Annotated in this window: 14 protein-coding genes and 1 tRNA gene; 14 read left to right on the top strand and 1 reads right to left on the bottom strand. The window is 64.4% G+C overall.

What is annotated here, in order from left to right; genetic code table 11:
• The first annotated feature begins 87 nt into the window (after window positions 1–87).
• From V8J55_RS16580 to V8J55_RS16530, 11 genes are all read left to right on the top strand, one after another.
• Window positions 88–606 carry a DUF3617 domain-containing protein gene (locus V8J55_RS16580; RefSeq protein WP_037511364.1) on the top strand — a complete coding sequence of 173 codons (519 nt, stop codon included), beginning with the start codon at window positions 88–90 and terminating at the stop codon, window positions 604–606.
• A gap of 164 nt (window positions 607–770) precedes the next feature.
• Window positions 771–1,442, top strand: coding sequence for a hypothetical protein (locus V8J55_RS16575; protein ID WP_336446693.1), 672 nt, complete (start codon window positions 771–773; stop codon window positions 1,440–1,442).
• A 331-nt stretch (window positions 1,443–1,773) separates the two neighbouring features.
• The gene (locus V8J55_RS16570; RefSeq protein ID WP_336446692.1) at window positions 1,774–3,531 is read left to right on the top strand and encodes a tetratricopeptide repeat protein; all 1,758 of its coding nucleotides are present in this window, start codon (window positions 1,774–1,776) and stop codon (window positions 3,529–3,531) included.
• A gap of 31 nt (window positions 3,532–3,562) precedes the next feature.
• Window positions 3,563–4,774, top strand: a complete 1,212-nt coding sequence (locus V8J55_RS16565; protein WP_336446691.1) for a serine hydrolase domain-containing protein — start codon at window positions 3,563–3,565, stop codon at window positions 4,772–4,774.
• 46 nt (window positions 4,775–4,820) lie between these two features.
• Complete coding sequence (locus tag V8J55_RS16560) at window positions 4,821–5,057, top strand: acyl carrier protein (protein ID WP_003039428.1); 237 nt, start codon at window positions 4,821–4,823, stop codon at window positions 5,055–5,057.
• A gap of 157 nt (window positions 5,058–5,214) precedes the next feature.
• A complete protein-coding gene (gene fabF / locus V8J55_RS16555) occupies window positions 5,215–6,474 on the top strand; it encodes a beta-ketoacyl-ACP synthase II (RefSeq protein ID WP_336446689.1) in 1,260 nt (419 codons plus the stop codon).
• Window positions 6,475–6,718: 244 nt separating this feature from the next.
• On the top strand, window positions 6,719–7,660 hold the full coding sequence (gene mltG / locus V8J55_RS16550; protein WP_336446688.1) for an endolytic transglycosylase MltG: 942 nt from the start codon (window positions 6,719–6,721) through the stop codon (window positions 7,658–7,660).
• A 29-nt stretch (window positions 7,661–7,689) separates the two neighbouring features.
• Window positions 7,690–8,439 carry an alpha/beta fold hydrolase gene (locus V8J55_RS16545; protein WP_336446687.1) on the top strand — a complete coding sequence of 250 codons (750 nt, stop codon included), beginning with the start codon at window positions 7,690–7,692 and terminating at the stop codon, window positions 8,437–8,439.
• Between the two features lie 142 nt (window positions 8,440–8,581).
• The gene (locus V8J55_RS16540; protein ID WP_336446686.1) at window positions 8,582–9,142 is read left to right on the top strand and encodes a peroxiredoxin; all 561 of its coding nucleotides are present in this window, start codon (window positions 8,582–8,584) and stop codon (window positions 9,140–9,142) included.
• A gap of 73 nt (window positions 9,143–9,215) precedes the next feature.
• Window positions 9,216–9,701, top strand: coding sequence for a 2'-5' RNA ligase family protein (locus tag V8J55_RS16535; RefSeq protein ID WP_336446893.1), 486 nt, complete (start codon window positions 9,216–9,218; stop codon window positions 9,699–9,701).
• Between the two features lie 61 nt (window positions 9,702–9,762).
• Window positions 9,763–9,839 (top strand) — tRNA-Met (locus tag V8J55_RS16530).
• 353 nt (window positions 9,840–10,192) lie between these two features.
• Here the strand turns inward: V8J55_RS16530 and V8J55_RS16525 are convergent.
• Complete coding sequence (locus tag V8J55_RS16525) at window positions 10,193–10,483, bottom strand: FAD-dependent oxidoreductase (protein ID WP_336446685.1); 291 nt, start codon at window positions 10,481–10,483, stop codon at window positions 10,193–10,195.
• A gap of 159 nt (window positions 10,484–10,642) precedes the next feature.
• On the opposite strand from V8J55_RS16525, the gene V8J55_RS16520 reads away from it, so the two are divergent.
• The 3 genes from V8J55_RS16520 to V8J55_RS16510 are packed head-to-tail and all read left to right on the top strand — an operon-like array spanning window position 10,643 to window position 12,346.
• Window positions 10,643–11,038 carry a LysE family translocator gene (locus V8J55_RS16520; RefSeq protein ID WP_336446684.1) on the top strand — a complete coding sequence of 132 codons (396 nt, stop codon included), beginning with the start codon at window positions 10,643–10,645 and terminating at the stop codon, window positions 11,036–11,038.
• Window positions 10,998–11,192 carry an SDR family oxidoreductase gene (locus V8J55_RS16515; protein ID WP_336446683.1) on the top strand — a complete coding sequence of 65 codons (195 nt, stop codon included), beginning with the start codon at window positions 10,998–11,000 and terminating at the stop codon, window positions 11,190–11,192. Before V8J55_RS16520 ends, V8J55_RS16515 begins: the two co-directional genes overlap by 41 nt.
• A 41-nt stretch (window positions 11,193–11,233) precedes the next feature.
• Window positions 11,234–12,346, top strand: coding sequence for a tyrosine-protein phosphatase (locus tag V8J55_RS16510; RefSeq protein ID WP_336446682.1), 1,113 nt, complete (start codon window positions 11,234–11,236; stop codon window positions 12,344–12,346).
• The last annotated feature ends 11 nt before the right edge of the window (window positions 12,347–12,357 follow it).

Here is a 12,357-nt window from a genome sequence, read left to right as displayed (position 1 = left end):
GCCGCCAATATGGTATCGATGGGGCGGGTCCACAATCGCAATGAATCAAAACAGAACCCCCAAACGGACAGTCACAGGAGACAGGGTATGAAGAAATTTCTGACGGTCGCCGCGATCGGCGCCCTCATCGCGGTGTCGGGTTGCGGCAAGAGCGAGACCGCTGCGACCAGCGGTCCGGTGAAGCGCGAAGCCGGTAACTGGAAAACCGACGTCAAGCTGGTGAAATTCGAAGTCCCCGGCATGCCGGCGGAAGCGAAAGACCAGATGACGAAGATGATGGAAGGCGCCAGCGGCATGGACCAGTGCTTCACGCAGGAGCAGGTCGACAAGGAAGATGTCGCGGCCGAACTCGCCAAGGGGCCGGGCAACGGCGGCGAGTGCAAATGGTCGAAGAAGGACGTTGCGGGCGGCAAGATCGACGTCGCGGGCACCTGCACGGCGAACGGCCAGACGGTCGACATGGCGATGGCCGGCACGATGGAAGCCAAGAAGACCGACGTCACCATCACGACGAAGGGCAAGGTTCCGACCGGCGGCGACATGGAAATGGTCATGCAGATGACCAGCACCCACACTGGTCCGTGCAAGGCACCCGCCACAACCTAAGTCCTGCATCTTTTTGACGAAAAACGATGGGGCGTCGGTGGAAACCGGCGCCCCTTTCGTATATACAGAGGAAATATGGGGGTCGCTAATATGTCTGGTTATGTGACGTTGGGCGCCGACGAGCCGACATGTGCGTGCATGCGCGCCTTGCGCATCGAAGCCACGTGAATTTGACCGGCTGGCTCGACCGCCGCGGGACCCCGCTCTGGCTCGGCCTCGCCGCCGGGCTGCTCGCGGTGGCGGCGGGGTTGCTTACGGGTGGCGATGCCGCCGAGCGCGCGGGGCTTGCTGCGCGATGGACCGCGCGCGCCGGCCTGCCGCTGTTCCTTGTCGCATTTCTCGCATCGACGCTGGTGCGCCGCTGGCCGGGGGCGACAACGCGCGCGCTGCTTCGCCGGCGGCGGCAATGGGGGCTGGGCTTCGCGCTCGCCCATACGATCCATCTCGTCGCGTTGGGCATCAACGTCATCGTCTATGCGCCGGGGCGGACCTGGCAGTCGCTGATCGGCGGCGGCCTCGCCTATGTGATGCTCTATCTGATGGCGCTGACCTCGACCGACGGGTGGCAGCGACGGCTGGGCCAATGGTGGGGACGCCTGCACCGGTTCGGCATCTATTATATCTGGTTCATTTTTACCGCGAGCTACGCCGGGCGAGCCTTTGGCGCCGATCCGGGCAAGCAGCTGGTCGGCGTCGTCTTTGGTAGCGTCATGGTGGCAGCGCTTGCCCTGCGCCTGTTGCCGGCACGGCGCGTTGAGGGGAGAGCGAGGGATGTCGACTTGCCGGGCGACAGAACAGGTGGGGCTGTCGGGCCGCCCGGCGAAGTCTTGAAATGAGGCCTGAGGGGGATCGAAGGGTGCCAGGGACCAGCTCGCACCTTTCGCCTTTTGGCCTCAACACCGCGTCATCGTAGGAATGCCGCGATGCCCAAAGGATGCCACAGTTTCGAAACTGTGGCAGTTACAAGGGGTCACATGCCGCTATGTTGCCATTTGATAACCAATCCTTAACCCGTTTTCGCGTTTTTCCTCGCAGATTGGCGAGGGGCTTTTCTTCTGATATGGCGTGCGGCCGCCTTGTTACCGTTACGTCGAAGTAACAATGGGTGGCCGCGCTTGTTGATTGGCGTATCACCCGCACCGCCCGCCAGGGGTATTTGAGGGTAGCATGGACCAGGCGAAAACGAACGAGACACAGGACCCCGCCGAGGTCGATCGGATCATCGCGGAAGAACTCGAGAGGCTGCTCGATTCCCCGATGTTCACGCGCTCGCCGGTGCTGTCGCGGCTGCTCCAATTCCTTGTCGAACATCGTCTTCGTGGCGGGCGCAGCTCGCCCAAGGCCTATGCCATCGCGACCGAGGCGCTCGGGCGCAGCGAAGATTTCGATCCGGCGGTCGACAGCTATCCGCGCGTCATGGTGGGGCGTCTGCGCAGCCTTCTCGACCGCTATTATGCCGATACGCCGTGGATCCACCGGCTGCGCGTCCCGCAGGGCAGTTATGAAGTCGTCGTCCAGTATCGCGCGGCGCCGCCGTCGGCGCGATCGGCCGACGACCTGGCGAGCGATGATGACGTCAAGACCGCAGGCGCCGCGGGGCGGCCGACGGGGCGCGGCGGCGGCGTCCGGCGCGCGCCCGATCGCGGCGCCCACTTTGGCCGCTGGATCGTCGTTCTCATCCTCCTCGCGCTTGCCCTCTTCACGCTGTGGACGCTCCGCGGCGGATCCGACCAGCTGTTCGCCGGCGATCCGGTGCCGGTCCCCTTGCTCGAAGTCAGCGCGCCGGCCGCGGGCAATTCGCCCGAATCGCGCGCCCTCGCCCGCGCCCTCGACGGCAAGCTGCGCGACGGGCTTCGGCGCTTCGATCTCGTCGACCTTTTGAGTTCGAAGACGCCCGGCAGTGCCACCCCCGGCAAAAGCGACTACCGGCTGGACACATCGCTCGTCCGCACGGTCGAGGGCAATACCGACGTCACGCTCGTTCTCAACCGCGTCGCGGACCAGCGCGCCATCTGGTCGCAGCAATTGCGCCTGACACAGGATGAAACGCCCGAATTTACCGCCATCGAGCCGCTGATCGCGCAGCTTGCCGGCGATTATGGCGTGATCGTGCGCGACCAGGTCCAGCGCCAGCCCGACAATTTCTCGCCCGGCTTCCCGTGCCTCGCGCAGTTCAACCGGGTGCGCCAGATGCGCAATACCACGAACGTGAAACAGGTTGACGCCTGTCTGCGCGCGACGCTGAAGGCGAACCCGCGCGATCCCGTGACGCTCACCGCACTGTCGCTCGTGCGCTATGGCGATTGGCAGCCGCAGCGGATGACGCCGGCGGGGCGCGAGGCGTTTGCCGAAGCTCGGGCGCTGGCGCAGCGCTCCTATGAAAGCAGCCCCAATTCTGCCGCGGGCATGTTCGCGATGGCGCGCGCCAATTTCTATACGGGCAATTGCGCGGGCGGTAATGCGATGGGCGACGCCGCGATCGCGCTCAATCCCTATGATGCCGACATGGCAGGGTTTCTCGGCCTGTTCAAACTGACGTGCGGGATGGGGCCCGAGGGCGAGCTGTTGCTCCGGCGGTCGCTCCAGCTCGATTCCTCCTATCCCGGCGTTCCGGCGGTCACGCTCGCCTTCACCCTGTCGGAACGCGGCGAACAGGATGAGGCGCGCCGGATCCTCGATCACATGCCGTCGCCGAGCAATATGGAGCCGCAATATATGATGGTGCGCGCGATCGTGCAGGCGCGGCAGGGGCAGGTGGCGGCGGCGCGCGCGCAATGGCAGCGGCTGCTCGCCTACACGCGCCAGCCCGCCGACGCGACGCCCGAACGGGTGCTGGGCCGGTTCATCATCACCCCGGTGGTGATCCAGCGCGCCTCGGCCGCGCTCCGCGATTCGGGTGTCGTCCCGGTTAAAGCGGCGCCTTGACGCTAGGCCGAGTGCTGCGCAGAGTGGCGCTATGCTCTCGCTTCTAGCCCTGCTGACCTCGGTCGCATCGCCCGCTCCCGCCCCAATCCCGGCCGCGGTGGCGGTGCGTTTCGACCGCGAAGGACAGGTCGAGACGCGCGTCGTCCAAGGGCAGGCCGACCGAACGAGCGGCCGCGCGATCACGCCCGATGATCCGGTGCGCGTCGCCTCGGTTTCGAAGCTGATCGTCGCGCTCGGCGTGCTGCGGCTGGTCGAGGCGGAGAAGCTGGATCTCGACCGCGATGTGTCGGACTATCTCGGCTGGCGGCTGCGCCATCCCGCTTATCCCGACCGGCCGATCAGCCTGGCGCAGTTGCTGGGGCATCGTTCGGGGCTCAACGACGATACCGACTATGCATTGCCGCTGGACGCCGATCTCGAAACCGCGCTCGGCAATCCCGCTGCCTGGGACAAGGCGCGCGCGCCCGGCGGCGCCTTCGCTTATGCCAATTTCAATTATCCGGTCGTTGCCGCTGCGATCGAGGGCGCAACCGGCGAGCGGTTCGATCAGGCGATGACGCGGCTCGTTTTTCGTCCGCTCGGCCTCGATGCCTGTTTCAACTGGCCTACGTGCAGCGACGCGGCGGTCGCGCGTGCCGTCGTGCTGCACGATGCCGAGGGCAATGTCGTGCGCGACGATATGAAGGGCGCGCGGCCGGCCTGTCCGGTCGTGCCGGCAGCGAACGGCAGCTGCGACCTCGGCGCCTATCGTCTCGCCCGCCATGGCGCGGGGTTCAGCCCGCAGGGCGGGGTTCGCATCTCGGCAAACGGCCTCGCGCGCATCGGCATCATGCTGCTGCGCCGCGGCGAGAGCTTTTTGAAACCCGAAAGCCTCGCGCGGCTCGAAGCGATGGCGCGCGTGCATCCGACGAGCGGCGAGGGGACGGGCGGCTTTTTCTGCGAATATGGCATAGCTATGCACAGCACGGGCGGTCCAGCGCTTCGTGACCCCGCATGCCGCGACGACCTGTTCGGCGACGGCCGTTTGCGCCTCGGTCATTCGGGCGATGCCTATGGATTGCGTTCGGGGCTCTGGTTCGACCTTGAAGGCGGCGATGGCATTGCCTATTTCGTCACGCAGGTGCCGGAGGGGCAGAAAGGGACACGGTCGGCTTACAGCGCTGCAGAGGAAGTCTTGGTCGACGCGGCGCTTCGCCACACGGCCGATGCCAGCCCTCTTGCCAGCCCCGCCCACGGGCACTAGGGCAATTTTCAACATTCACGACATAGTCAGAAAAAAGGAACTGTGCATGAGCGATTCGGCCGAAAAGGTTAAGAAGATCGTCGTCGAACATCTGGGCGTCGAAGCCGACAAGGTCACCGAAGAAGCGAGCTTCATCGACGATCTGGGCGCCGACAGCCTCGACATCGTCGAGCTGGTGATGGCGTTCGAAGAAGAATTCGGCGTCGAAATCCCCGACGATGCGGCGGAAAAGATCGCCACCGTCAAGGACGCGATCGACTATATCGAAGCGAACAAGGGCTAAGCCCCTGCGGTCCGGCCCTGCCGGAGCCGCCCACGCGTTTCCGGCTTCCCGGTCCCGAGCGTTCGCGCGCAGAGGCCGGGAAGCTTTTTTTATGGATATGCGTTTTCTTGAATGACGCGGCGCCCTGCGGGGGCAGGGGCCGATGAAAGGAATGACTATGCGCCGGGTTGTGGTGACGGGTTTGGGTTTGGTGACGCCGCTGGGCGCCGATGTGGAAACCACATGGGCCAATCTGCTCGCGGGCAAATCGGGCGCCGGGACGATCACCCATTTCGATGCGTCGGACCAGAAATGTACCATCGCATGCGAAGTGAAGGGCCCCGACCATGAATATGGCTTCGACCCCGGCAAGCGCGTCGATCACAAGGTCCAGCGCCAGGTCGATCCCTTCATCATCTATGGCATCGACGCCGCGGGGCAGGCGATCGAGGACGCGGGCCTCGAGGATATGCCCGAGGAAATGAAGCTGCGTGCCGGCTGCTCGATCGGTTCGGGCATCGGCGGTCTGCCGGGCATCGAAAGCGAAAGCCTGCTGCTCGCCGAAAAGGGCCCGGGGCGCGTCAGCCCACATTTCGTCCACGGCCGCCTGATCAACCTGATCTCGGGCCAGGTCAGCATCAAATATGGGCTGCAGGGCCCGAACCATGCGGTCGTCACCGCCTGCTCGACCGGCGCGCATTCGATCGGCGACGCGGCGCGGATGATCCGCGACGACGATGCCGACATCATGCTCGCGGGCGGCGCCGAGGCGACGATCTGTCCGATCGGCATCGCGGGCTTCGCGCAGGCGCGCGCGCTCAACATGAGCTATAACGACCGCCCGGAACAGGCGAGCCGCCCCTATGACAAGGACCGCGACGGCTTTGTGATGGGCGAGGGCGCGGGCGTCGTCGTGCTCGAGGAATATGAGCATGCCAAGGCACGCGGCGCGAAGATTTATGCCGAGGTCGTCGGCTACGGCCTGTCGGGCGACGCCTATCATGTGACGGCGCCGCATCCCGACGGTTCGGGCGCGTTCCGTTCGATGGAAATGGCGCTGAAAAAGGCGGGCATGACCGTCGCCGACATCGACTATATCAACGCGCACGGCACCTCGACGATGGCCGACACGATCGAGCTCGGCGCGGTCAAGCGCCTGTTCGGCAATGAAATCGCCAATGTGTCGATGAGCTCGACCAAGTCCGCCATCGGCCATCTGCTCGGCGGCGCCGGCGCGGTCGAGACGATCTTCTGCATCCTCGCGATCCGCGATCAGATCGTCCCCCCGACGCTCAACCTCGACAATCCCGACGAAGGCACCGACGGCGTCGACCTCGTCCCGCACAAGGCGAAGAAGCGCGAAGTGAAGGCCGCGCTCAACAACAGCTTCGGCTTCGGCGGCACCAACGCCAGCGTCATCGTCAAGGCGATCGATTAAGCGACATTCCCAATATTCGTCATTCCCGCGAAAGCGGGGACCCAGCGAGCCGACGTCACAACTGGGTTCCCGCTTTCGCGGGAATGACGAGGGCAGGGTGTGCAGTTAAAACCCCTTTCCTACATTGCCTTGCCATGCTCTATCACCCTCGTCGCCAGGCTACGGCCTAAAGCGACAAAGGAGACATTTTGGACGTGCGTGTCCGTATCTTTTGTCGCTTTAAGCGCCGAATAGGGAGAATATCGTGCATCCGTTCCGCTGGCTGACGATCGCGATCCTGGCATTGCTGCTCGCCGCCTGTTCGGGCGGCGCGCCGAAGGAGGCCGAGGTTGTGATCCCGCCGGGCGCGAGCATCGCGAAAGCGGGGCAGATCCTCGAGGACGCCGGGCTCGTCTCGGCGTCGAGCTTTCGCAACGAGGCGCGCTTCTTCGGCTCGGACGACCCGATCAAGCCCGGCGAATACAAGATCGAAAAGGGGATGGACGCGGGCGACATCCTCGAACTGTTCCAGTCGGGCAAGACGATCCAGCGCATGGTGATGATCCCCGAGGGCATGCCCTCGATCATGGTGTGGGAACGGCTGATGGCCGAAAAACGCCTGAAGGGTGAAATCCCGGTGCCCGCCGAGGGCAGCATCCTTCCCGACAGCTATGCCTTCACCACCGGCGAGAGTCGCGCTGCGGTCGTGAAGCGCATGCAGGCGGCGATGGACAAGACGTTCAACGAGCTTTGGGCCAAGCGCACGCCGCGCACCGCGGTCAAGGACCGCAATCAGGCGATGACGCTGGCGTCGATCGTCGAAAAGGAAACCGGCGTTGCCGCCGAGCGCCGGACCGTCGCGGGGGTCTATACCAACCGCCTCGGCGTCGGCATGCGGCTTCAGGCTGATCCCACGATCATCTATCCGATCACCAAGGGCAAGCCGCTCGGGCGGCGTATCCTGCGCTCCGAAATCCAGGCGGTGAACGGGTACAACACCTACAGCATGATCGGCCTGCCGCAGGGGCCGATCGCCAACCCGGGCAAGGCATCGATCGCCGCGGTGCTCGATCCCGAGGCGAACGACTATCTCTTCTTCGTCGCCAAGGGCGACGGCGGCCACATCTTCGCACGCACGCTCGCGGAGCATAATGCCAATGTGCAGAAATGGTATCAGCTGCGCCGCGACCGCGGGGAGATGGAGTAGCCGCCGCACAGCCGATAGGGGGACCGATAGTGACCGCAAAACTCTTCCTTCACGGCGTCCCCGACAGCCCTGCCATCTGGCGTCCGCTGCTCGCCGCGCTCGACCCCGGCGACACGCCGGTCGCGGTTCCCGCGCTTCCCGGTTTCACGGCTCCGCTTCCCGCCGGTTTTCCTGCAACCAAGGAAGCCTATGCCGACTGGGCGGTCGGAGAGGCTGAGGCCCTGTTCGCGGCGCACGGCCCGATCGACATCGTCGGCCACGACTGGGGCGCGCTCATCGCACAGCGCGTCGCGATGCTGCGCCCCGACCTGATCCGCAGCTGGGCGGTTTCGAACGCGGTGATCGATCCCGACTATCGCGGCCACCGGATCGCGCGCATCTGGAACACGCCGCTGCTCGGCGAAATCTTCATGGCGCTCAGCAAGCCCGCCAAGCTCGCCGCGGGGCTGGCGGCGCAGGGCATGCCCGCAGACATCGCGCGCGAAGAGGCGGCGCAATGGGCGAACAAGGACAAGCGCCGCGCGATCCTGAAGCTCTATCGCTCGGCCAAGGGGCTCAGTTTCGAGCATGACTGGGCGCGCGATATCGGCAAGCTGCCCGCGAATGGCGTGCTGATCTGGGGCGAGGGCGATCCCTATGTCGAGCTGTCGGTCGCGCAGCGCTTTGCGGCGAACACGGGCACACCGCTGACGGTGATCGAGGGGGCAGGGCATTGGGCGATCGCCGAACGGCCCGCCGAGGTCGTCGCCGCGCTGCGCCGATTCTGGGCCAGCCTATAGCCCCGCGGCCGATTTCGGCATTCGAATTTCTGCAATCGGAGTTAATCGATAAATCCGATCAACCTTTGCCAATTTATCGATTGGACCGCAGCAGCCTTTCATGCGCTTAGGCGCACGAAACCAACAAGAGAAAGGCTCTCCCATGATCAATCAGCCCGTTCCCGCCGTGACGCTCAAGACCCGCGTTCGCGATGAAACCGTTGACGGCCCGAACCCGTTCCGCTGGCAGGATGTCGACACCGGCGAGCTGTTCGGCGAAGGCCGCCACATCCTGTTCGGCCTGCCCGGCGCCTACACCCCGACCTGCTCGAACGAACAGTGCCCGGGCTTCGAACGCCTCCACGGTGACTTCGCTGCCGAAGGCGTCGCCGACATTCATTGCATCAGCGTCAACGATGCCTTTGTCATGTACAACTGGGGCAAGAACCTCGGCGTTGAAAATGTGAAGATGGTTCCCGATGGCTCGGGCGCCTTCACGCGCCGCATGGGCATGCTGATCAACAAGGATCACCTCGGCTTCGGCATGCGCAGCTGGCGCTACACCGCGATCGTCGATGACGGCGTCGTGGTTCAGATGTTCGTCGAACCCGGCATCAACGACGTCGGCACCGACAGCGATCCCTATGTCGAATCGACCCCCGAAAAGGCGCTCGAGTGGGTGAAGGCGAACCCGTACCAGGGCAAGCTGTCGCAGGCGGCTTAAACCGATAAGCGGCCCGGCATCCCCCCCTCCCGTCCGGGCCGCTGGCGCCGTACCCATCATCGTGACCGCGACGATGGGTGCGGCGGACCAGCTTCACTTCAACAATCTGCGCGCGGCGCATTATCCGCCCGACCGCAACCATCTCGCGGCGCATATCACGCTGTTTCATCAGCTGCCGCCGTCGTGCCTCGATGAACTCGACCGGCTGATTCGCCGCATCGCCGCCGACACGCCGCCTCCCGCTGCCAGCTTGCGCGAGATCTATTCGCTCGGCGGCGGCGTCGCCTTTCGCATCGACAGTCCCGACCTGCTGACGATTCGCGAGCGTATCGCCGAGCATTTCACCGGCATGCTGACGCTGCAGGACCAGGGAACGCCGCGGCTCCACATCACCGTCCAGAACAAGGTGGAGCCCGCCGAGGCGCGCGCGCTCCTCGCCGAACTCGCCGCCGGTTTCCGGCCGCGTGCGCTGACGATCGCGGGGCTCGCGGCGCATCACTATCTTGGCGGGCCGTGGCAGCCGGCCTTCGCGCGAAATTTTCGCGGCGTGCGTGCATGATATTGACCAGCGCCAACGCCCTGCCTATAGGCGCTGCTCGCCCGTCGCGGCGGCCTTTCGGGGCGGAGTAGCTCAGCTGGTTAGAGCAGCGGAATCATAATCCGCGTGTCGGGGGTTCGAGTCCCTCCTCCGCTACCAATCTATCTAAGTCATTGAAATATTTACATATTTTTGGCGATCTTGGCTGCCGCGCTATTAGCCTGATGAACTCTAACCCATTGAAATTATGAGAGTGGATTTCCGCCTTTGGCTGAAATCTGCGATTCAATGCTGGAATTTGGGGGTATCATTTGCCCCCTCATGTAAGGGCGGCTTAGCGCCTGATCCATGACGTTCGCACCGCGATGGACTTGCGCCTGAAAGCAGCCGCTTCTGGGAACTAGGCGGCGGGATCCATTGCCGAGCGGAACGCGTTTAGCGTCCTGGGTTCCTGTCAGTGCGCAAGTTCGAGGATCTGCCCTTCCGACGTCAGTCTTGCGCGAAGCTTGTCATTAGTCGACGTCTTGCACGGCGATCTGGTCGTCGATCGCGATCGATGAGGCTGCCGCCGCGGACTGGCCAAGGATCATGAACACCGGCTCCATTCGGATCGAGCCATACGCGATATGCGACGCCGACAGCGCGACCGGCACCAGCAGGTTCGCGGCTTCGCGCTTCTTCTGCACGATCGCGTCATAGCTGATCGGATAGGCACGACCGGGGCCGATCTCGATATTGCCCTCGTTGCGCGAAAAAGGGGTGCTGGATCTATTCGGTGCGAGTCGATGGCGTGAATCAGCCACTTCTCAACTTCTTTGCAACCTGTCCCGATAAGCTGGACCGCCTTTTTTTTCTCGATTGGCGGGGTCTTCTTTAGCGTCGCCACTTGCGAACGAGGACTTCGCTCCGCTATTCCCTTGGCTGACGACGAAATCCTTCATCCGCGAAGTTGGAGAAATGTCATGGATCTGGCCGGAATTATCGTGTTTGCGATCGCCTTGCTGGTCGCCGCAGTTTCTCCCGGGCCCGGAATTGCCGCGATCGTCGCGCGCGTTCTCGGGCGCGGCCCCAATGGCGCCGTGGCATTTACCGCCGGGATGACATTCGGCGACGTCATCTGGCTATCCTTTGCCATTGTTGGCCTGGCCGCGCTGGCGCATAATTTTTATGGTGTTTTCGTCGCCATCAAATGGGCGGGCATCGCCTATCTTGTGTATCTCGCCTATCGCTTGTGGACGGCGCCCGTCGCCTCGGGGGACGTCGAACTCGACAGGCGGCCCGAGCATCCGGTGAAGCTGTTTCTCGCCGGGCCAGATCATGACCCCGATGATGAAGCCCGCGGTCGACAATCTGCCTGAGGGCTTTTTCGAGAAGCGCATCCTGCTCGAACGCATCGGCGTGCCCGAGGAAATCGGACGCGTCGTCCGCTTCTTGCTCTCGAACGAAGCGAGCTACATCACCGCCGCCGAACTCGTCGTCGACGGCGGCAATATCTCGTCGCAGCGCGGCTGAGCGCAGGAAGGTATCTCAAAATGCGGAATGACGATCATCGGATGTGGCGGGTAGCCCTTGCAGCCACATTGGTCCTGACGCTGCCAGCATGTGCGACGGTCGACCAGCGGCCGGTCGCCGGCGCGGTTGCCGAGCAGCCGGGCGTCATTCCCTTCACCGCCGCCAGCGTATCGGCGGATAGCACGATCAGCTGGTCGGCGCCGGGCGCAGGCCGGGTGACGATTTATGCGGGCGCCGATTCCGTGGTGAGCGACCGGACGAAACCGGTGGGGCAGGGGGATGCAACGGGCAGCATCCGGATTTCCGGCCTTGCCCCCGGCAAGCGCTGGTTTTTTGCGCTCGTTCCCGATCGGGGCGCGCCGCTGGTCATCGCGGACCGCGGGCTTCACCTGGGGACGATACCCAATTTGCGCGATGTCGGTGGTTATCGCACGACCGACGGCCGCTGGGTGAAGATGGGAATGATCTACCGTTCGGATCAGCTCGACCGGCTGAGTGATAGCGACCTCGGCGCGATGGGCGATCTTGGCCTCGCGCTCGTCGCGGACCTGCGCACGGCAAGCGAACGCAGCCATGAGCCCGATCGCCTGCCCGCCGGCGCCGAGCACCTGTTGCTCGACGTCGTCGCGGACAGCAAGGGCAGCGTCGGCGGCGATATGCGCCAGGCGATGGCAACGATCGCGGCTGGCAAGGGCGCGGAGATGCTGACCGAAGCCAACCGCGATTTCGTCTCCTTGGACAGCGCGCGCAGTGCCTATCGCACGCTGCTCTCCCGCATCGGCGCAGAAGGTGCCGGGCCGACGCTGTATCACTGCACCTCCGGCAAGGACCGCACGGGCTGGGCGAGCGCGGTGATCCTGACGATCCTTGGCGTCCCGCGCGAAACGGTGATGGCCGATTATCTGGCCAGCAACGACTATCTGCGCGCCAAGAACGACGCGACGATCGCCATGCTCGGTAAATTGCCGACGCCGATCGCGCCGGAAAATCTCGAGCCGGTGTTGACCGTTCGCGCCGCCTATATTGAGGCGGCCTTCGCTGAAGTCGATAAACGCTATGGCTCGTTCGACCGCTATATTCGCGAGGGGCTTGGCCTGGACGATGCCGCGATCGACCGGCTTCGCGCGACCTTGCTGGCGGGGGTGCCGCAATAGTCGCCGTGTTT

The sequence above is a fragment of the Sphingopyxis sp. CCNWLW2 genome (assembly GCF_037095755.1).
Lineage (GTDB): Bacteria > Pseudomonadota > Alphaproteobacteria > Sphingomonadales > Sphingomonadaceae > Sphingopyxis.
The sequence above is the reverse complement of the archived record's forward strand: the minus strand, read 5'-3'. Positions and strand labels throughout refer to the sequence as shown.

Bases quoted from the DNA above. Each gene is read 5' to 3' on its own strand.
- V8J55_RS16580 (WP_037511364.1), top strand. From the start codon at position 88: ATGAAGAAATTTCTGACGGTCGCCGCGATCGGCGCCCTCATCGCGGTG.
- V8J55_RS16570 (WP_336446692.1), top strand. From the start codon at position 1,774: ATGGACCAGGCGAAAACGAACGAGACACAGGACCCCGCCGAGGTCGAT.
- V8J55_RS16515 (WP_336446683.1), top strand. From the start codon at position 10,998: ATGACCCCGATGATGAAGCCCGCGGTCGACAATCTGCCTGAGGGCTTT.
- fabF (WP_336446689.1), top strand. From the start codon at position 5,215: ATGCGCCGGGTTGTGGTGACGGGTTTGGGTTTGGTGACGCCGCTGGGC.
- V8J55_RS16565 (WP_336446691.1), top strand. From the start codon at position 3,563: ATGCTCTCGCTTCTAGCCCTGCTGACCTCGGTCGCATCGCCCGCTCCC.
- V8J55_RS16560 (WP_003039428.1), top strand. From the start codon at position 4,821: ATGAGCGATTCGGCCGAAAAGGTTAAGAAGATCGTCGTCGAACATCTG.
- V8J55_RS16540 (WP_336446686.1), top strand. From the start codon at position 8,582: ATGATCAATCAGCCCGTTCCCGCCGTGACGCTCAAGACCCGCGTTCGC.
- V8J55_RS16520 (WP_336446684.1), top strand. From the start codon at position 10,643: ATGGATCTGGCCGGAATTATCGTGTTTGCGATCGCCTTGCTGGTCGCC.
- V8J55_RS16535 (WP_336446893.1), top strand. From the start codon at position 9,216: ATGGGTGCGGCGGACCAGCTTCACTTCAACAATCTGCGCGCGGCGCAT.
- V8J55_RS16510 (WP_336446682.1), top strand. From the start codon at position 11,234: ATGTGGCGGGTAGCCCTTGCAGCCACATTGGTCCTGACGCTGCCAGCA.